18 protein-coding genes are annotated in these 19,887 nt (G+C 63.9%); 15 read left to right on the forward strand and 3 right to left on the reverse strand.

Going from position 1 to position 19,887, the window contains the following annotated elements:
• Positions 1-47: 47 nt before the first annotated feature.
• Genes yidC through rpmH form a run of 3 tightly spaced genes read right to left on the reverse strand, consistent with a single transcriptional unit; the run spans position 48 to position 2,382 of the window.
• Positions 48-1,745: a membrane protein insertase YidC gene (gene yidC / locus K4043_RS15385; protein WP_088435262.1), complete on the reverse strand. Its 1,698-nt coding sequence runs from the start codon at positions 1,743-1,745 to the stop codon at positions 48-50.
• Positions 1,745-2,236, reverse strand: a complete 492-nt coding sequence (gene rnpA / locus K4043_RS15390; protein ID WP_121043725.1) for a ribonuclease P protein component — start codon at positions 2,234-2,236, stop codon at positions 1,745-1,747. Before rnpA ends, yidC begins: the two co-directional genes overlap by 1 nt.
• A 5-nt stretch (positions 2,237-2,241) precedes the next feature.
• Positions 2,242-2,382 (reverse strand): 50S ribosomal protein L34, encoded by a 141-nt coding sequence (gene rpmH, locus K4043_RS15395; protein WP_006404565.1) that lies wholly within the window; start codon positions 2,380-2,382, stop codon positions 2,242-2,244.
• Between the two features lie 253 nt (positions 2,383-2,635).
• Here rpmH and dnaA point away from each other — a divergent pair, with 253 nt between their 5' ends.
• The 15 genes from dnaA (at position 2,636) to K4043_RS15470 (ending at position 19,883) form a co-directional block, all read left to right on the forward strand.
• The gene (gene dnaA / locus K4043_RS15400; RefSeq protein ID WP_046272260.1) at positions 2,636-3,970 is read left to right on the forward strand and encodes a chromosomal replication initiator protein DnaA; all 1,335 of its coding nucleotides are present in this window, start codon (positions 2,636-2,638) and stop codon (positions 3,968-3,970) included.
• 276 nt (positions 3,971-4,246) lie between these two features.
• Complete coding sequence (gene dnaN / locus K4043_RS15405) at positions 4,247-5,347, forward strand: DNA polymerase III subunit beta (protein ID WP_019184048.1); 1,101 nt, start codon at positions 4,247-4,249, stop codon at positions 5,345-5,347.
• 1,164 nt (positions 5,348-6,511) lie between these two features.
• Entirely contained in the window at positions 6,512-7,609 is a 1,098-nt protein-coding gene (recF, locus tag K4043_RS15410) for a DNA replication/repair protein RecF (protein ID WP_265309848.1), read from the forward strand.
• Between the two features lie 113 nt (positions 7,610-7,722).
• A complete protein-coding gene (gene gyrB, locus K4043_RS15415) occupies positions 7,723-10,182 on the forward strand; it encodes a DNA topoisomerase (ATP-hydrolyzing) subunit B (protein WP_265309849.1) in 2,460 nt (819 codons plus the stop codon).
• Between the two features lie 73 nt (positions 10,183-10,255).
• Positions 10,256-11,107 (forward strand): CPBP family intramembrane glutamic endopeptidase, encoded by an 852-nt coding sequence (locus K4043_RS15420; protein ID WP_265309850.1) that lies wholly within the window; start codon positions 10,256-10,258, stop codon positions 11,105-11,107.
• Between the two features lie 72 nt (positions 11,108-11,179).
• On the forward strand, positions 11,180-11,986 hold the full coding sequence (locus tag K4043_RS15425; RefSeq protein ID WP_123730947.1) for a M48 family metallopeptidase: 807 nt from the start codon (positions 11,180-11,182) through the stop codon (positions 11,984-11,986).
• A gap of 142 nt (positions 11,987-12,128) precedes the next feature.
• Positions 12,129-13,322: a DUF4032 domain-containing protein gene (locus K4043_RS15430; RefSeq protein ID WP_123730948.1), complete on the forward strand. Its 1,194-nt coding sequence runs from the start codon at positions 12,129-12,131 to the stop codon at positions 13,320-13,322.
• A 256-nt stretch (positions 13,323-13,578) separates the two neighbouring features.
• On the forward strand, positions 13,579-14,136 hold the full coding sequence (locus K4043_RS15435; protein ID WP_184997344.1) for an energy transducer TonB: 558 nt from the start codon (positions 13,579-13,581) through the stop codon (positions 14,134-14,136).
• An 86-nt stretch (positions 14,137-14,222) separates the two neighbouring features.
• On the forward strand, positions 14,223-14,981 hold the full coding sequence (exbB, locus tag K4043_RS15440) for a TonB-system energizer ExbB (protein WP_019184055.1): 759 nt from the start codon (positions 14,223-14,225) through the stop codon (positions 14,979-14,981).
• A 57-nt stretch (positions 14,982-15,038) separates the two neighbouring features.
• Positions 15,039-15,464 (forward strand): biopolymer transporter ExbD, encoded by a 426-nt coding sequence (locus K4043_RS15445; RefSeq protein WP_046272259.1) that lies wholly within the window; start codon positions 15,039-15,041, stop codon positions 15,462-15,464.
• A gap of 3 nt (positions 15,465-15,467) precedes the next feature.
• Entirely contained in the window at positions 15,468-15,881 is a 414-nt protein-coding gene (locus K4043_RS15450) for a biopolymer transporter ExbD (RefSeq protein WP_046272258.1), read from the forward strand.
• A gap of 87 nt (positions 15,882-15,968) precedes the next feature.
• Positions 15,969-17,429 carry a cardiolipin synthase gene (gene cls, locus K4043_RS15455; protein WP_265309851.1) on the forward strand — a complete coding sequence of 487 codons (1,461 nt, stop codon included), beginning with the start codon at positions 15,969-15,971 and terminating at the stop codon, positions 17,427-17,429.
• Positions 17,430-17,497: 68 nt separating this feature from the next.
• Positions 17,498-17,758 carry a hypothetical protein gene (locus tag K4043_RS15460; RefSeq protein ID WP_070474188.1) on the forward strand — a complete coding sequence of 87 codons (261 nt, stop codon included), beginning with the start codon at positions 17,498-17,500 and terminating at the stop codon, positions 17,756-17,758.
• A 4-nt stretch (positions 17,759-17,762) separates the two neighbouring features.
• Complete coding sequence (locus K4043_RS15465) at positions 17,763-18,506, forward strand: pyridoxine 5'-phosphate synthase (protein ID WP_265309852.1); 744 nt, start codon at positions 17,763-17,765, stop codon at positions 18,504-18,506.
• Between the two features lie 285 nt (positions 18,507-18,791).
• Positions 18,792-19,883, forward strand: a complete 1,092-nt coding sequence (locus tag K4043_RS15470; RefSeq protein ID WP_265309853.1) for a PA0069 family radical SAM protein — start codon at positions 18,792-18,794, stop codon at positions 19,881-19,883.
• The last annotated feature ends 4 nt before the right edge of the window (positions 19,884-19,887 follow it).

Consider the following 19,887-nt stretch of genomic DNA (forward strand, 5'->3'; position numbering starts at 1 on the left):
GGCCGCAGATGCAGGAAACCCGCCTTGCGGCGGGTCTCCTGTGTGGCTTACTTCTTGGCGGTGACGACCGGCAGCGGATCGCTGCCATGACGCTTGGTCATCCACCACTGCTGGAGCAGGCCCAGGCCACCGTTGACGACCCAGTACAGCACCAGACCGGACGGCATGAAGGCCATCATGACGCCGAACACCAGCGGCATCAGCTGCATCATCTTGGCCTGCATCGGGTCCATGCCCGGCGCCGGGGTCAGCTTCTGGGTGGCCCACATCACCGCCACGTTGATCACCGGCAGGATGAAGTACGGGTCACGTGCGGTCAGATCCTGGATCCAGCCCAGCCACGGGGCCTGGCGCAGTTCCACCGATTCCACCAGCACCCAGTACAGCGCGAAGAAGATCGGCATCTGGATGAGGATCGGCAGACAGCCGCCCATCGGGTTGATCTTCTCTTTCTTGTAGAGCTCCATCATCGCGGTCTGGAACTTCTGGCGGTCATCGCCATAGCGTTCCTTGAGCTGCGCGATGCGCGGCTGGAAGCGACGCATCTTGGCACCGGACTTGTACTGCACCGCCGAGAGCGGATACAGCACCAGCTTCAACAGCACCACCAGGCCGACGATCGCCCAGCCCCAGTTGTTGACGACCTTGTGGACCTGGTTGAGGACCCAGAACAGGCCCTGGCCGATGATCGCCATCAGCGAGAAGCGGCTGTAGTCGACCACGCGGTCCAGGCCCTTCACGTCTTCCTTGGCGATCAGGTTGACCAGCTTCGGGCCGACCCACAGGCGGGCTTCGGTGCTGACCTGCTGGCCCGGGGCCACGGTAAAGGCCGGGCCACGCGCTTCGATCTGGTCGCGGCCGTTGTTCTGCGCCAGCGAGTACTGCGCGGCCTGGTCGGCCTGCGGAATCCACGCGGTGAAGAAGTGGTGCTGCAGCATCGCCAGCCAGCCGCCGGTGATGGTGCGGTTGAGGTGGCCGTCGTCCAGGTAATCCTTGAACGCGCGACGCTCGTAACCGTCCTGCGGGCTGAACCAGGTCGCGCCGTTGAAGCTGAACGAGTCCGGGTTGGTCATGCTGCGCGAGAGGATGGTCGGGGTGCGGTCCAGGGTGCGGAACACGTAGCCGCTCCACGGGGCGCTGCCGCCGTTGACCACTTCATCCTTCACCGTGATCGCGTACTCGTTGCGACCCAGCGAGTAGGTGCGGCGGATGGTCACGCCGTTCGGGCCGGTCCATTCGAAAGGCACCGTGACCTCATCCTGGCCCTTGGCCAGCACGAAGTCGTGGTTGTCGCCGACCAGCTTGAAGCCGTTGGCGGCCGGCACCGGCATGGTCTTGTCTTCGCTGATCCAGCCACTCACCGCGCGGTACGGGTGGGTCGCCTCCTCGGTCAGCAGGCGGACCGGCGGGCTGCCTTCTTCCTTGGTCTGCGGGAACTGCAGCAGCTCGGCATCCAGCACCGTGCCACCGTCCAGCACCAGACGCAGGACGTCGGTGGTGATGGTCACGCGGGCCGGACCGGCCTCGGTCTGTGCGGCCGGCTGTGCCGCCGGCAGGGAGCCGTCAGCCTGGGGCACGGGCGCACCCGGGATGGACCCGGCAGCCGCACCCGGCACGCTGGCCTGGGTGGTCTGGGTGGCCACGGCCGGGGTTGGCGGCGCGGCTTTATCGCGGCCCCACTCCATCCACAGCAACACGGCCACCATCAGCCAGGCAAAAATCAGGAAAACGCGGGTCTGGTTCATCAGCGTGCAGGCTCGACGGGGCCGGCACGCAATGCCGGCTCGGACTGGGAAAGGGGTGCAACGCCCAGGGGCGGCGGCATTGTGCCGTCCGCGCCCGGCATGGGCAATGCGCCAAGGCGGCGCAGCAGGCGTTCAAAGGCCTGGCGGATATCTGAATTGCTGGCGGTACGGGCGGCACTGCGGGCAACGACGACATAATCGCCGGCACTCATCCACGGCCGTACGTGGCGTGTGGCATCGCGCAACACACGCTTCACTCGGTTGCGACCCACGGCTCGGGGATCGACTTTGCGCGACACCGCAAGACCCAGCCTGGCTGGCGTATCGCTCTTCAGCCAGTGCAGGGTCATCAGCGGATCGGACACACGGCGGGCGCCGTTGAAGACCGTTGTATATTCGGCACGCGTACGAACCCGCGCAGAGCGAGGAAATCGCTTGCGCGGGTCGGAACTGCTCACAGTCAGGATTGCGTCTGCCGCGGAAAGCGGCATTGCAATCAAGCGCTCAGGACTTTACGGCCCTTGGCGCGGCGACGCGACAGGATCTTGCGGCCGTCAGCGGTCTTCATACGGGCACGGAAGCCATGGTCGCGCTTACGCTTGAGGTTGCTGGGTTGGAAAGTGCGCTTGGTGGCCATGCGGGCCTCTATATGAAGGGGACGGAAAGAACCGGAAATTCTATAGACCTCATCGAGGTCCCGTCAAGTGTCTGTCACTACGGGAATTCACCGGGCTGTGCAATAGCTGTGGATCGTTTTGTGAATAACTTTGGGACAACCATTCCCGGCCCCCCTCGTCGGTGGTAGTCTGCGCCATCCATTCTTCCCCCCTTCCGGCCTGCGGTGCGGCGCTTTTGTTCGCCTATCCGCTGGCCCCAGACGATTATTGCCGATGGATGCCTGGTCTCGTTCTCTCGAACGCCTCGAAGCGGAGTTTCCGCCCGAGGATGTTCACACCTGGTTGAAGCCGCTGCAGGCAGATCTGCGCGCGGACAGCCTGGTGCTTTATGCGCCAAACGCCTTCATCGTCGACCAGGTGCGCGAGCTGTATCTGCCGCGCATCAAGGAGCTGCTGGCGCATTTCGCCGGTTTCGGCGACGTTTTTCTTGAAATCGGCTCGCGTCCGCGTCCGGTAGAGGCGCAGATCGCGCCGATTCCGGGTCTGTCCGCACCGGCGGCGCCGGCCGAACCCCTGGTGCCGTTCGCCGGCAACATGGATTCGCACTACACGTTCGCCAACTTCGTGGAAGGCCGCAGCAACCAGCTGGGGCTGGCCGCGGCGTTCCAGGCGGCGCAGAAGCCGGGCGACCGGGCCCACAACCCGTTGCTGCTGTACGGCGGGACGGGCCTGGGCAAGACCCACCTGATGTTCGCGGCCGGCAATGCGATGCGTCAGGCCAATCCGGCGGCCAAGGTGCTGTACCTGCGTTCGGAACAGTTCTTCAGCGCGATGATCCGTGCGCTGCAGGAAAAAACCATGGACCAGTTCAAGCGCCAGTTCCAGCAGGTGGACGCGCTGCTGATCGATGACATCCAGTTCTTCGCCGGCAAAGACCGCACCCAGGAAGAGTTCTTCCACACGTTCAACGCCCTGTTCGACGGCAAGCAGCAGATCATCCTGACCTGCGACCGGTACCCGCGCGAAGTCGAGGGCCTGGAAGCACGGCTGAAGTCGCGCCTGGCCTGGGGCCTGTCGGTGGCGATCGAGCCGCCGGACTTCGAGACGCGTGCAGCGATCGTGCTGGCCAAGGCCCGCGAGCGTGGCACCGATATCCCAGACGATGTGGCGTTTCTGATTGCCAAGAAGATGCGCTCCAATGTCCGCGACCTCGAAGGTGCGTTGAATACCCTGGCCGCACGCGCCAACTTCACCGGCCGTGCGATCACCACTGATTTCGCCCAGGAAACCCTGCGCGACCTGCTTCGCGCCCAGCAGCAGGCGATCAGCATTCCCAACATCCAGAAAACCGTGGCCGACTACTACGGGCTGCAGATCAAGGATCTGCTGTCCAAGCGTCGGACCCGGTCGCTGGCCCGTCCCCGTCAGGTCGCCATGGCCCTGACCAAGGAACTGACCGAGCACAGCCTGCCGGAAATCGGCGACGCCTTTGCCGGCCGGGACCACACCACGGTGCTGCATGCCTGCCGGCAGATCCGGACGTTGATGGAAGCGGACGGCAAGTTGCGGGAAGACTGGGACAAGCTGATCCGGAAGTTGAGCGAATGATGCATGTACGCCGCTAAGGCGTCATCGCATAAAACGGTGCAGAATCCGGTAGTAAGCGAGGTATAGGTTGTGGATAAAAAAGCCGGCGGAGTCGACGGTAAAGTTATCCACACCTTTCCCCACCCCTTGGGGGCTAGTAATGCAGAGGGTTTCGCGGTCAAAAACCCTATTGTTTACAAAGGCTTAGTCGTGTTTTCCCGCGATTCTGGCCCTACCAGCACCACCAAGCTTTTGATTTATTCCACATTTTTTTAAAGCATAGGGGCACGGAACCACATGCGTTTCACACTGCAGCGCGAAGCCTTTCTCAAGCCGTTGGCACAAGTCGTCAACGTGGTCGAACGACGCCAGACCCTGCCGGTTCTGGCTAATTTCCTGGTTCAGGTCCAGAACGGACAGCTGTCGCTGACCGGCACGGACCTGGAAGTGGAAATGGTGTCGCGGATCGCGGTGGAAGATGCCCAGGACGGCGAGACCACCATCCCCGCCCGCAAGCTGTTCGAGATCATCCGCGCCCTGCCCGACGGCAGCCGGATCACCGTCTCGCAGACCGGTGACAAGATCACCGTGCAGGCCGGGCGCAGCCGCTTCACCCTGGCAACGTTGCCGGCCAACGACTTCCCGTCTGTCGACGAAGTCGAAGCCACCGAGCGCGTGGCCATCGGCGAAGCGACCCTGAAGGAACTGATCGAACGCACCGCGTTCGCGATGGCCCAGCAGGACGTGCGCTACTACCTCAACGGCCTGCTGTTCGACCTGCGCGGCGATGCCCTGCGTACCGTGGCGACCGACGGTCACCGCCTGGCGCTGTGCGAAACCGAGCTGGAAAAAGCCAGCGGAGCCAAGCGCCAGATCATCGTGCCGCGCAAGGGCGTGACCGAGCTGCAGCGTCTGCTGGAAAGCGGCGATCGCGAGATCGAGCTGGAAGTCGGTCGCAGCCACGTCCGCGTCAAACGCGACGATGTGACCTTCACCTCCAAGCTGATCGACGGCCGGTTCCCGGATTACGAGGCTGTGATTCCGATCGGTGCCGACCGCGAAGTGAAGGTGGATCGCGAAGCCCTGCGTGCCTCGCTGCAGCGCGCCGCGATCCTGTCCAACGAGAAGTACCGCGGCATTCGCGTGGAAGTCTCGCCGGGCAACCTGAAGATCAGCGCGCACAACCCGGAGCAGGAAGAAGCCCAAGAAGAGATCGAGGCCGATACCACGGTCAGCGATCTGGCGATTGGCTTCAACGTGAACTACCTGCTGGACGCGTTGTCCGCACTGCGCGACGAGCACGTCGTGATCCAGCTGCGCGATTCGAACTCCTCAGCCCTGGTCCGTGAGGCCAGCAGCGAGAAGTCGCGTCACGTGGTGATGCCGCTGCGTCTGTGACCTGAGACGCGCAGGTTCCACGTGGAACCGAGTGGTTCTGAGAAGCCCGGCATTGCCGGGTTTCTTTTTGGGCGAGAGAGCGATGTTCCACGTGGAGCGTCTGTTTGGTGGGTTGGAGTTGGATTGTGGTTAAGGATCTTGGCTTGGCGGTGCTGTTCGTCTGGTCCTTTGCCGACGCAGCCCAGCTCTCGTGAGCCGAACGTCAAACAGCGAGCCTGGCTTTGGCAATGACCCTCACGAGGTGGTGACCACGTGTGCTACCGGCACTTCGGTTGCTGCGGTGCCGGACGGGTTAGCGAAAGAACCGCGATGGACTGTCCTCGCGCTTGTGGATTCTGCATGCGTCACCCGAGCGAACTGCGCGGATTGCTCGTCCGCTCCGATGCGCTGCGGTACCCGGCTTTTTGACCGCTGGATCACAGCTCTATGCTTCTAAAAACTGTATATAAATCTAAAGCTTGGTGGTGGTGGTAGGGCCAGATTTGGTTGAAAAGTAGGTTAAGTGGTTGGTTTTAAAGAGAAATATAGGCTCGAAACCCCCGGTAAAACAGGGTCTGAGCCTGGGGGTGATCCTGTGGATATCTTTCGAGGCGGTTCAAGAGGGCTTTTTTATCCACAGATTGCCCATAGGCTGTGCATAAGCCATACAGAGGGGATGTGGACAGTCTCGTTTGGGTCTGCGTGCGTCGGTCGGGTTCTACGTTGGATCGATTGGACGCAACCTCCAGATTTCAAAAAAAAACAGAGCACTGGCCCCTCCTCGCTCGCAGTGGAGGTAAAAAACGGTGCGAAATCGTTGAAATCTGCAGGGCCTCAGTGCTGAGTGCGCTTCAGATTTGAAGAAATTCAGGCCACTCCCACGGGCCCTGCGGCGCGGAGTGGAGGTTTCACGTGGCGGTGTTGGCCTCGGCGCTGACGTTGGCGACCAACATCGCGCTTGTCTTGCCCGATGACCGTGGCCCCCGCCCAAGATGCACGCATCACAGACCAAGCCGCCATGGCGCAGAACAGCGGGTCGTGACCGACCGACGTCCTCGGCCGTCGGCAACTGGCGAGGGCCTCACCTGACGCGAGAAGCATCCGGCCACGTGAAACCTGGGCAATGCAGTAAGCTGATCGATTCCCCCGACCCGTCTGCCGCCCCGAGCGGCGTTGATCGTCCGCATGCACATCCGCCGTTTGTCCCTGCACCAGGTCCGTCGCTTCGATACCGTCGAACTGGCACCTCAACCAGGCATCAACCTGATCACCGGTGACAATGGCGCCGGCAAGACCAGTGTCCTGGAAGCGCTGCACGTCATGGCATACGGGCGCAGTTTCCGCGGCCGTGTACGGGATGGTCTGGTACGCCAAGGCCGGGATGCGCTGGATGTGTTCGTGGAATGGGAAGAGCAGCGCGAAGGTGCCGATATCCCGACCCGCCGCAAGGCCGGGCTTCGCCACAGCGGTCAGGAATGGAAAGGCCGACTGGACGGGGAAGATGTCGCTCAGCTCGGGACGCTTTGCGCTGCACTGGCGGTCGTGACCTTCGAGCCAGGCAGCCATGCACTGGTAAGCGGCGGCGGTGAGCCCCGTCGCCGCTTCCTTGATTGGGGTTTGTTCCACGTGGAACCAGACTTCATGGGTTTGTGGCGGCGGTACTCACGGGCCCTCAAACAGCGCAATGCCCTGCTCAAGCAAGGTGGGCACCCGCACGCGCTGGATGCGTGGGACCGGGAGCTCGCCGAGGCCGGTGAACCGCTGACCGCCCGCCGCCAGCACTATCTGGAACGGCTGCAGGAACGCACCGTGGAACTGGCCGCGGTATTGGCGCCCAATCTGGGCATCCAGTCGCTGAGTTTGAGTCCAGGGTGGCGCAAGCAGGAGGTTTCGCTCTCTGATGCCTTGCTGTTGGCCCGCGAACGTGACCGGCTGGCCGGGTATACCTCAGTTGGCCCGCACCGGGCGGACTGGAGCGTCGGATTCGAGACCATTCCAGGCCGGGATGCACTCTCGCGTGGCCAAGCCAAGCTGACCGCCCTTACCTGCCTGCTGGCGCAGGCCGAGGACTATGCCGAGCAGCGTGGCGAATGGCCGGTGATCGCGCTGGACGATCTGTCGTCAGAGTTGGACCGTCACCACCAGGCGCGGGTGCTGGAACGGCTGAAGGCCGGCCCGGCGCAGATATTCATCACCGCTACCGAGGTGCCGGCGGCGCTTGTTGACGCGACAGATATCACCCGGTTCCACGTGGAACATGGACAGGTCCTGCGTGTGCCATAGTGGTCCCCCAGGGGCCACGGTGCCCGGCTGGTATAATTGCTGTTGCAACCCCTTATTTCTCGGCGCCCCGCCTCACCGCGGCGGCCCGACCTGCGGAGCCTACGGCAAGCGCAATGACTGAAGAACAGAACATCCCCGCAAACAGCGGCAACTACGACGCCAACAGCATCACCGCCCTGGAAGGCCTCGAGGCTGTCCGCAAGCGTCCTGGTATGTACATCGGCGACGTCCATGACGGCACCGGTCTGCACCATATGGTGTTCGAGGTCGTCGACAACTCCATCGACGAAGCCTTGGCCGGCCACGCCGACAATGTCTCGGTCATGATCCACGCCGATGGCTCGGTGTCGGTCTCGGACAACGGTCGCGGCATCCCGACCGGCAAGCACGAGCAGATGAGCAAGAAGCTCGACCGCGAAGTGTCCGCGGCCGAGGTCGTGATGACGGTCCTGCATGCCGGTGGCAAGTTCGACGACAACAGCTACAAGGTCTCCGGCGGTCTGCACGGTGTGGGTGTCAGCGTGGTCAATGCGCTGTCGCAGAAGCTGGTCCTGGATATCTACCAGGGCGGCTTCCACTACCAGCAGGAATTCGCTGATGGTGCCGCGGTCAACTCGCTGAAGCAGGTCGAAGCCAGCACCAAGCGCGGCACCACGCTGCGCTTCTGGCCGTCGGTGAAGGCCTTCCACGACAACGTGGAATTCCACTACGACATCCTGGCCCGCCGCCTGCGCGAACTGTCCTTCCTCAACTCCGGCGTCAAGATCGTGCTGGTCGACGAGCGCGGCGATGGCCGCCGCGATGACTTCCACTACGAAGGCGGGATCCGCAGTTTCGTGGAGCATCTGGCACAGCTGAAGACGCCGCTGCACCCGAACGTGATCTCGGTGACCGGCGAGTCCAATGGCATCGTGGTGGACGTGGCGCTGCAGTGGACCGATTCCTATCAGGAAACGATGTACTGCTTCACCAACAACATTCCGCAGAAGGACGGCGGCACCCACCTGGCCGGCTTCCGCGGCGCGCTGACCCGTGTGCTCAACAACTACATCGAGCAGAACGGCATCGCCAAGCAGGCCAAGATCAACCTGACCGGCGATGACATGCGCGAAGGCATGATCGCGGTGCTGTCGGTGAAGGTGCCGGACCCCAGCTTCTCCAGCCAGACCAAGGAAAAGCTGGTCAGTTCGGATGTGCGCCCGGCGGTGGAAAGTGCCTTCGGCCAGCGCCTGGAAGAATTCCTGCAGGAAAACCCGAACGAAGCCAAGGCGATCGCCGGCAAGATCGTGGACGCGGCGCGTGCACGTGAAGCGGCGCGCAAGGCGCGCGATCTGACCCGCCGCAAGGGCGCGCTGGATATCGCCGGCCTGCCGGGCAAGTTGGCGGACTGCCAGGAAAAGGATCCGGCGCTGTCCGAGCTGTTCATCGTCGAGGGTGACTCGGCAGGTGGCTCGGCCAAGCAGGGCCGCAACCGCAAGAACCAGGCGGTGCTTCCGCTGCGCGGCAAGATCCTCAACGTGGAACGTGCCCGCTTCGACCGTATGCTCGCCTCCGATCAGGTCGGTACGCTGATCACCGCGCTCGGCACCGGCATCGGCCGGGACGAGTACAACCCGGACAAGCTGCGCTACCACCGCATCATCATCATGACCGATGCCGACGTCGACGGCGCGCACATCCGTACGCTGCTGTTGACCTTCTTCTACCGTCAGATGCCCGAGCTGATCGAGCGCGGCCACATCTACATCGGCCTGCCGCCGCTGTACAAGATCAAGCAGGGCAAGCAGGAGCTGTACCTGAAGGATGATCCGGCGCTGGACGCGTACCTGGCCAGCAGTGCGGTGGAGAACGCTTCGTTGATCCCGGCCGAAAGCGAGCCGGGCATCGAAGGCGTAGCGCTGGAGAAGCTGTTGCTCTCCTATGCTTCGGCGCAGGAAACCATTGCGCGCAACGGCCATCGCTATGATCGCCAGGTGCTCGAAGCACTGATCGATTTCACCCCGATGGATCTGGAGCACCTGCGCAAGGCCGGCGCCAACGAAGGCCTCGCCGCACTGGCGACCCGCCTCAACCAGGGCAGCCTGGGTTCGCCGCGCTACACGCTGGAACTGCAGGAACCCACCGACGAGCGTCCCGCCGCTGTGCTGGTCACGCGCCGCCATATGGGCGAACAGCTGATCCAGATGCTGCCGCTGGGTGCGTTTGAAACCGGTGAACTGCGTGCCCTGCACCAGTCTTCCCTCCTGCTGCACGGCCTGGTCCGTGCCGGTGCGAAGATCAGCCGTGGTGCCAAGTCGGCCGAGATCGGCAGCTTCGCCGAGGCGCGCAACTGGTTGCTGGATGAGGCCAAGAAGGGCCGCCAGATCCAGCGATTCAAGGGTCTGGGTGAAATGAATCCCGAGCAGTTGTGGGACACCACCGTCAATCCCGACACCCGTCGCCTGCTCCAGGTGCGGATCGAGGATGCCGTGGCCGCCGATCAGATCTTCAGCACGCTGATGGGCGATGTGGTCGAACCGCGCCGCGACTTCATCGAAGACAATGCGCTGAAGGTCGCCAACCTGGATATCTGACACAATCGGGGAAGGGCCGGCCCGGATGCGACCTGCATCCGGCCGGCCATCGCTCCCCGATGCCAGGAATCCGATGTCCGCTACCACCCCGGCGTCCATGACGCCTCCGCTGCCCCCCGCCGTTCCGTCGTCACCGCGTAAGCCGGGCTCCCCGCTCGCGGGATTTTTCATCGATCTGGGCATCGGCATCGCAGTCCTGCTGTCACTGAGTCTGATCGGTGGCCTGGTCTGGGGGCTGTATCGCGGCGCGATCATCGGGTACCAGGCGGCTCGCGAAGGCGCCGATGCCTCCGCCGTAGCCGGTCTTACCCAGCAGCTGGGCCAACCCGGTGCCCTCGCCCAGATCCTGATGGCGCTGAGCGCTACGGGCGGCGCTGCACTGGTGCTGTACTTCTTCCGCCGCCGGGCCACGCCCGCCGAACGTGCGTTGTCCTTCCAGGCCGCAGGCCGCCCCTCGACCTGGGGCTGGACGTTGTTGGTCGCCACCGGTGTGATCATCGGCAGCAACCTGATCGCGTGGCTGGCCAAGCAGGCGGGCATCGAACCGGTGCCGACCAACCTGGCGCTGATGGAACAGGCGATGACGCGCTTCCCATGGTTTCTCGCGCTGTTCGCTGTGGTGCTCGCCCCTGCATACGAAGAGCTGTTGTTCCGCCGCGTGCTGTTCGGCCGCCTCTGGCAGGCCGGTCGCCCCGTGCTGGGCATCGTGCTGAGCAGCCTGGCCTTTGCGCTGGTCCATGAAATCCCCGGCACCAGCGCCAACGGCCCATGGGAAATCGCCCAGTTGTGGCTGGTCTACGGCGGCATGGGCGCCGCCTTTGCCTGGCTCTACCAACGCACCGGCACCCTGTGGGCGCCGATCGCCGCGCATGCACTGAACAACGGCATCGCCCTGGCAGCACTGATGTTTCTCGGCGTGCAATGATCGATCACGCGGCTTGACGAAAATTTACGTCGCCACGTTCCACACTGCCTACATGAACACGGGGGAGCGCAGATGAAACCAGTGCTGTTGGGAATTGCCATTGCCATGCTGGTGAGCGCGTGCGCCACCACCACCTCGCCAACCGGCCGTCGTCAGATGGTCGGCGGTGTCTCGCAGGCCGAGCTGGATCAGCTGGGTGCGCAGGCGTTCACTGAAACCAAATCCAAAGGCACGCTCAGCACCGATCCGAAGCAGACCGCCTACGTTCAGTGCGTGGTGAATGCGCTGGTCGCCCAGCTGCCTGCTCAGTACCGTGGCGTACGGTGGGAAACGGCGTTGATGGTCGACAAGGAGCCCAACGCGTTCGCCCTGCCCGGCGGCAAGGTCGGGGTCAATACGGGCATCTTCACCGTCGCCAAAAACCAGGATCAGCTGGCTGCCGTGATCGGCCATGAAATCGGCCACGTCATCTCGCGGCACCACGAAGAACGCCTCACCCGTCAGATGGGCGCGCAGACCGGCCTGTCGGTTCTGGGTGCGCTGGCGGGCGCCGCGTACGGTGAGGGCGCGGCCAGTACTGTCAGCCAGCTCGGTGGCGCTGGCGCCCAGGCCGCCTTCCTCCTGCCCGGCTCGCGGACCCAGGAAAGCGAGGCGGATATCGTCGGTCAGCGGTTGATGGCCGAGGCCGGCTTCAACCCCGCCCAGGCGGTGGATCTGTGGCAGAACATGATGGCCGCCAGCGGCGGGCGCTCGCCCCAATGGCTGTCCACCCACCCTGACCCCGCCAATCGCATCCGTGAATTGCAGCGAGACGCGCCGTCCTTGAGTGGTGTATACCAACAAGCCCAGGCGGCCGGGCGCAGGCCAAAGTGCGGTTGATGCGTCCGGATACGACCAAAAGATGCTGTATTGCAGCATCGGAAACGATTTCTCACGCCATCAGTTTCTGATACGTTTGGCGGCTCAGATTTTTCTGACAGTCCGTTTTGATGCCGCCGCGGCGGTTCGATCGAGGTGAAAGATGATTTTCAGCAACCACAAGCAAGCCGTCCTTTCCGTCCTCATCGCGACCGCTATCGGTGGCGCCATGGTCACCGATGCGTTCGCCCAGTCCCGCTCGTCCGAGCGTGGCAACCGCGGTGGCAAGCAGGCGAAGGCCGAAGTGCTCTACCCGAACGCGACCCGTCAGGAGCCGGAGCAGAAGTCGTCGGCCAAACTCGGCCCGAAGCTGCAGAAGCTGATTGACAGCTACAACGAGCAGAAGTTCCCGGAGACGCGCGCGCAGGCTGAAGAGATCCTGGCCAATCCCGCCGCCAACACCTACGAGAAGTCGCTGGCCGCCCAGCTCGCCTCGCAGGCCGCCTACCAGCTCGACGACGTCGCCGCTGCCAAGAAGTACCTTGAGCAGGTGTTGCAGCTCGGTGGCCTGGACAACAACGGCCACTACCAGTCGATGCTGATGCTGGGCCAGCTGCAGCTGCAGGAAGACCAGATCAACGAAGGCCTGGCGACGCTGGACAAGTACTTCGCCGAAACCAAGTCCACCAAGCCGGAAGAGCTCGTGGCCAAGGGTCAGGCGCTGTACCAGGCCGAGCGCTACGCCGAGGCGATCCCGGTGCTGCAGCAGGCCATCGCCGGCGCCACCGAGCCGAAGGACAGCTGGAACCAGCTGCTGATGGCCGCCATGGCCGAATCGGGCCAGACCGGTGAAGCAGTCAAGCAGGCCGAGGCGCTCGCCGCCAAGAACCCGAACGACAAGAAGGCCCAGCTGAACCTGGCCAGCATGTACATGCAGGCCGACCAGATGGACCAGGCGGGCGCGATCATGGGCAAGCTCTACAGCGCCGGCCAGCTGACCGACGAGCGCGAGTACAAGCAGCTCTACTCGATCTACGCCAACAGCGAGAACAAAGAAAAGGACGTCATTGCCGTTATCAATGATGGCTTGCAGAAAAACATCCTTAAGCCTGATTATCAGGTGTACCTGGCGCTGGCTCAGGCGTACTACTACTCTGAGCCGCAGCAGGCGGACAAGGCGATCGAAGCGTGGCAGAAGGCTGCCCCGCTTTCCAAGGACGGCGAGACCTACCTGAATCTGGCACGCGTGCTGCATTCGGAAGGTCGCATTCCGGAGGCCAAGCAGGCCGCCCAGCAAGCGCTGGCGAAGGGTGTGAAGAACCAGGCGGATGCCAAGAAAATCATCAACCTGAAGTAAGTAGGAATAACGCCTGAATGCCTGCACAAGTGATGCGCAGGCGCTCAGGATTGGTATAAGCTTGGAGGTTCCTGCGGTGTCATGCACCGCTGATCATGGGCTACCTGTCCCCGGGTACCCGGCCCCACTAATGAGCTCTTGGCGCATGACGGAACAACTAGTCGTTCACAGGTACGAACAACGCGATGACACCGGCCTCTCCTGGCCGCGTATCGTGGGTATCGCTTTTGTAATCGCACTGCATCTCGCCGCCTTCATGATGCTTCTGATCCCGGCTGTGGCTCCCAAGGCCGCTGCGGAGAAAGAACGCAACATCATGGTGACCCTGGTCGACGCTCCGCCGCCGCCCCCACCGCCGCCGCCGCCGCCGCCGCCGGATGACACCCCGCCGCCGCCGGTGAAAAACCTGTCGCCGCCGAAGCCGTCCCCGGTTCCGCCGCCGCCGCAGGCCCCTGTGGTCGATATCCCGGACCCGCGTCCGACCGATATCGTCACGCCGCCTTCGCCGCCTTCGCCGCCGCAGCCGCCGAGCACCATTGAGGCAAGCGTCGACATCTCGTCGAAGAACATGAACCCCCCGCGTTACCCGCCGGCCGCGTTCCGTGCTGGTATCCAGGGTGAAGTCATCCTGATCATTGACGTCGATGCCAATGGCAACGTCACCAATGTGTCGGTCGAGAAGTCCAGCCGTAACCGTGACCTCGATCGCGCCGCCATGGACGCAGCTCGCAAGTGGAGCTTCCGTTCCGCGGAATCGGGCGGGAAGAAGGTCGCAGGTCGCGTTCGCGTCCCGGTCAACTTTGCGCTGAACTGATAGTGGCCGGTGGCCCGCCGGCCACCGCCCCTAGCGGTTATTTCTAGCAATACCCTTTATCACCACACACAACAAAGGTAAGCGTCATGCTGCAGGAACTTTTCATCGCCGCTGCTGCCGGGGGCAACTCCAACGCCCTGTCGCAGATGGGCTTCGAGCACCTGATCCACGAGATGACCACCCAGCCGGGTGACTTCGCCGTCTCCTGGGTCGTGCTGCTGACCCTGATCATCATGTCGGCCATGTCCTGGTACTGGACCGTCATCAACATCTTCCGCGCCACCCGCCTGAAGGCAGCTGCCGACAAGGTCGTGAGCCTGTTCTGGGATACCCCGAACGCTCAGGACGCCATCCGTGCGATGGAAGAACAGCCGGCTTCGGAGCCCTTCTCCAAGATCGCTCTGGACGCTGCACAGGCTGCTGCGCACCACCAGCGTTCGGAAGGCGGCACCTCGGGTGGCCTGGGTGAGAACCTGAGCCGTTCGGAGTTCGTCGATCGCGCCCTGCGTCAGGCCGTGACCCGCGAAAGCAACAACCTGCAGTCGGGCATGACCCTGCTGGCCACCGTCGGCGCAACCGCTCCGTTCGTGGGTCTGCTGGGTACCGTGTGGGGCATCTACGGCGCGCTGATCAAGATCGGTGCCACCGGTTCCGCCTCGATCGACGCCGTTGCCGGCCCGGTGGGTGAAGCACTGATCATGACCGCCATCGGTCTGTTCGTGGCTATCCCGGCCGTGTTCGCCTTCAACTTCTTCAGCAAGATCAACAGCGCCACGATCAGCAAGTTCGATACGTTCGCTCACGACCTGCACGACTTCTTCGCCACCGGTTCGCGCGTTCGCTAATAGCGACGCGCGTCACCCAGCGAGAACGTAGTCAACACGATCTAGACGGAGCCCGTTATGGCTTTCAGTAGTGGTAACAGCGGCGGCCCCATGGCCGACATCAACGTTACGCCCCTCGTGGACGTGATGCTGGTGCTGCTGATCATCTTCATCATCACGGCGCCCCTGATGTCCCACAAGGTCAAGGTGGATCTGCCTGAGGCCAACCTGGTGCAGAATCCGGAAGACGCTGAAAAGCGGGCGAGCCCGATCACCTTGGCAGTCAAGGAAGACGGCTCGATCTACTGGAACGACGAGGAAATCGACAAGCAGACTCTCGAGTCGCGCTTGGCGACCGCCGCCCAGCAGACCCCGCAGCCGCCCCTCAACCTGCGTGGTGATCGCACCACCAAGATGCGCGTCATCAATGAGATGACGAAGGTCGCGCAGGAACAGGGCATGCTCGACGTGGGCTTCGTCGCCACCAAAGTAAAGGGGCAGTAAGCCATGGCGTTCAGTACTGGTGGTAACAAAGGCCCCATGGCCGACATCAACGTCACGCCCCTGGTGGACGTGATGCTGGTGCTGCTGATCATCTTCATCGTCACCGCGCCGATCATGACGTACCCGATCGCCGTTGACCTGCCGCAGCGCGTGCTCAACCCACCGCCGGTGACGGTCGAACCGCCGCCGCCGATCGAGCTGAAGGTGGACGCCAGCAACCAGGTGTCGTGGAACAACAGCCCGGTGGCTGTGGGCGAACTGCAGCAGCGTATGGAACAGGAAGTGCAGCGCGATCCGACCAACCAGCCGGAACTGCGCATTGATGCCAGCCCGGACTCCGAGTACGACGTGATGGCCAAGGTGTTGGCTGCCGCGAAGAATGCTCAGATGAAGAAGATCGGCTTCGTACAGCAGTAATACGCAAGACGCAGTCATGACGCGACTGGAAAACGCCCCTGGAAACAGGGGCGTTTTTTTTGGCACCCCGCCCGCTATCATCCGGCCATGCTCGCAACCTTCGACGTCTTCGGGGACTGGCTCGATGCCATCCCCCACCTGCGCCCCCTGATGGTGGCGGCCTACATTCTCTATCTGCTGTGGCTGATCGGCTGGATCATGCTGCAGAAACGCGAGCCGGTCGCCACGCTGAGCTGGATCCTGTCGCTGGCCGCCCTGCCCTACCTTGGCCTCTTCGTCTACTACCTGCTCGGCCCGCAGAAGGTGAAGCGGCAGCGCCTGCGCCGCGGCCGTTCGCGCTCCGGCATGGAGCACTACAGCAGCGTCTGCCCACCGGATGCGGACTGCACCGAGCTGGCCAAGATCGCCCAAGCCACGACTGGCCTGTCGCCAAGCTCGGCCACCGAAGTGGAGTGGCTGGTCGACGGTGCGGCCACCTACAGCGCGCTGCTCGCGGCAGTTGCCAAGGCGCAGGATCACCTGCACCTGGAGTACTACATCTTCAACCCGGACCACGCCGGCACCGCGCTGCGTGATGCGCTGACCGAGCGTGCCGCGGCGGGTGTACGCGTGCGCCTGCTGCTGGATGCGGTGGGCTCGTCGTCCATCCGCAAGCGCTTCCTGCAGCCGCTGCTGGATGCCGGTGCCGAAGTGGTCTGGTTCCATCCGCGTCAGCTGCTCAAGCCATTCAAACGGCCGTGGTTGAACCTGCGCACGCACCGCAAGCTGGTCATCATCGATGGCCTGCAGGCGTTCACCGGTGGCATCAACATCACCGATGAGGAAGACGAGAGCGTCCGCCCGGATGCGTATCGCGACCTGCACATGCGGCTGCGGGGCCACGTGGTGCGCAGCCTGCAGCTGGTCTTCATCGAGGATTGGATCTACGCCACCGGCCAGGAGCCGGCGCGCTTCAACATCGCGCAGCTCTGGCCGGAGACCATGCCCAGCCGCAGCGAAGGCAGCATCAATGCGCAGGTGCTGGTGTCCGGTCCGGATTCGTCGTGGGAGACCATCCACCGGCTGCACGTGGCGGCGATCCACGAAGCCAAGGAGCGCGTCTGGCTGGTGACGCCCTACTTCGTACCGGGCGAAGCCGCGCGCATGGCACTGACCTCGGCCGCACTCGGTGGCCTGGACGTGCGCCTGCTGGTGCCCAAGATGAGCGACTCCTGGTTCGTCACCCAGGCCGCGCGCTCCTACTTCGACGAGCTGCTGCAGGCCGGGGTCAAGATCTACGAGTACGGCCCGCGCATGCTGCACACCAAGGCCTTCATCGCCGATGACGACGTCTGCATCGTCGGCAGTGCGAACTTCGATCACCGCAGCTTCCGGCTCAATTTCGAGCTGTCGATGATGATCAGCGATACCGGCCGGGTGGCAGCGCTGGCCGAGATCCTGCTGGCCGAATACAGCAGCGCCTCACCGGTCTACAACGATCGTCAGCGTTCGCTGTGGCGACACCGTGTACCCGAGGCGTTCGCCCGCCTGGCCTCTCCGCTGCTGTAGCCGTCACTTCCCGTGGAACCGCACTGGGCGCCAGCGCTACACTGGCCCGGTCAATCGGGGAGAACGACATGTACTGGCTGTTCCTGCTGTTCGCGCTGGCCTGTTTCGGCATGGCGCTCAAGACCCCCCACATGGGGCTGATGGCGCTGTCGCTGCTGGGCACCCTGGTGTTCCTGCTGGCGTGGGTCCGCGGCCTCTACGTGGCCCGCTTCGGCGATGTGCAGCCCACCCGCGCAGCCATCACCGATCCCAACGAACTCCGTCGGCTGCGGGAGCTCGCCCTCCAGGCGCGTACCCCGGCCGCTCAGGGTGAATCCGACCCCTCGTAGTGCCATGACTCAACTCAGCGTCAACGTGAACAAGATCGCCGTCCTGCGCAACTCGCGGGGTGGCACCGACCCGGACGTGCTGCAGGCCGCCCGTGCCTGCCTGGATGCCGGCGCGCACGGCATCACCGTGCACCCGCGCCCGGACCGCCGCCACATCCATGCCGAGGACGTGCTGGCCCTGTCCGCGCTGACGGCGGAGCGTGGCGTGGAGTTCAACATCGAGGGCAACCCGTTCGCGCCCCCGCGTGAGGGTTACCCCGGTCTGCTGCCGCTGTGCGCGCAGACCCGTCCCGCCCAGGCCACCCTGGTGCCGGATGGCGACGGCCAGCTGACCTCCGACCACGGCTTTGATTTCGGCCGTGATGCACAGCGCCTGCGCCCGCTGATCGCCGAGTTGAAGACGTACGGCTGCCGGGTCAGCCTGTTCGTGGACGCAGGCAACCCCGACATCGCCCAAGCCGCGGCCATCGGTGCCGACCGCGTGGAGCTCTACACCGGCCCCTACGCCGAGGCACATGCCGCCGGCGATGCCACCGCCATGCTGGTGGTGTTTGCCGATGCCGCCCGCCGCGCCCAGGCGGCCGGCCTGGGCGTCAACGCAGGCCACGACCTGTCGCAGGACAACCTGGCCGATTTCCTACGGACCGTGCCGGACGTGCTGGAAGTCTCGATCGGCCATGCGCTGATCAGCGAGGCGCTGTACGACGGGCTGGATGCCACGGTGAAGGGATATCTGCGGCTGCTGTGATGCGGCGCATACCCTGCGGCCAAGGCGCCCGGGATCCGGTAGGAGCCGACCGTTGGTGGGCTCGTTCGACCCGATGACATGGCACTCCCGGCGCACGCTCCAGCCCTGTGGATAATCTAGGGGATCAAACCGATCACCTCCCCTTGCAGCCCTTGACTCGCAAGGGTTTCACTTCCCTTTACGCCTGTGGTTAGTAATACTACTAACCATGGCTATCCCCTATCCCCGCCGTTACCACGCCATGACGTCTCATTCCCTGAGACCTCCCGGCGATAGCCTTTGACGATGGGTATTGCGATCAAAGGCCGGGGCTCCCGCACGCACCTGGCGGGCCGCTTCGAGGTCACCGTCAGCGAAGCGATGGACGACGGCTGGGCGTCGGACGAGAGCGAGGAGTTCGCCGCGCCGCGGCTGCGCACCGAAGTGCGCGCCGAGACCGCCCGCAGCATCATCAGCCGCAACAAGTCGCCGGACGTCGGCTTCAGCCAGTCGGTCAATCCGTACCGCGGTTGCGAGCATGGGTGCTCGTACTGCTTCGCCCGACCCTCGCACGCCTATCTCAATCTATCGCCCGGGCTGGACTTCGAGACCAAGCTGTTCGCCAAGACCAATGCGCCGCAGCTGCTGCGCAAGGAGTTCTCGCGCCCCGGCTACGTGCCGCAGCCGATCGCGCTGGGCATCAACACCGACGCCTACCAGCCGATCGAGCGCAAGCTCAAACTCACCCGCCAGCTGATCGAGGTGATGCTGGAAACGCAGCACCCGTTCTCGTTGATCACCAAGAACGCGCTGGTCGAGCGCGACATCGACCTGCTCGCACCGCTGGCGGAAAAGCACCTGGTCAGCGTGCACTTTTCAGTAACCTCGCTGGACCCGCACCTGTCGGCCAGGCTGGAACCACGCGCCTCGGCCCCGCATGCACGGCTGCGCGCGATGCGTCGCCTGAGCGATGCCGGCATCCCGGTCGGGGTGATGGTCGCGCCGGTGATCCCGTGGATCAACGATGCCGAACTGGAAGCCGTGCTCGAGGCCGCCCACGATGCCGGTGCCACCACCGCCGGCTACGTGCTGCTGCGCCTGCCGCTGGAAGTGGCGCCGCTGTTCCGCGATTGGCTCGACACCCACCATCCGGACCGCGCCACGCACGTGATGAGCACCATCAACCAGCTGCGCGGCGGCAAGGACTACAACAGCCAGTTCGGCACGCGCATGCGCGGCGAAGGGGTTTACGCCGATCTGCTGTCCAACCGCTTCAAGCTGGCCCGCAAGCGCCTCGGCTTCGATGCGCAGCACAGCCACTGGCCGAAGCTGGACTGCACCCGCTTCCTGCGGCCGTTGCCGCCGCGGGCGGAGTCACCGCAGGGCTCGTTGTTCTGATCAG

This window comes from Stenotrophomonas sp. SRS1 (genome assembly GCF_026130205.1).
Taxonomy (GTDB): domain Bacteria; phylum Pseudomonadota; class Gammaproteobacteria; order Xanthomonadales; family Xanthomonadaceae; genus Stenotrophomonas; species Stenotrophomonas rhizophila_B.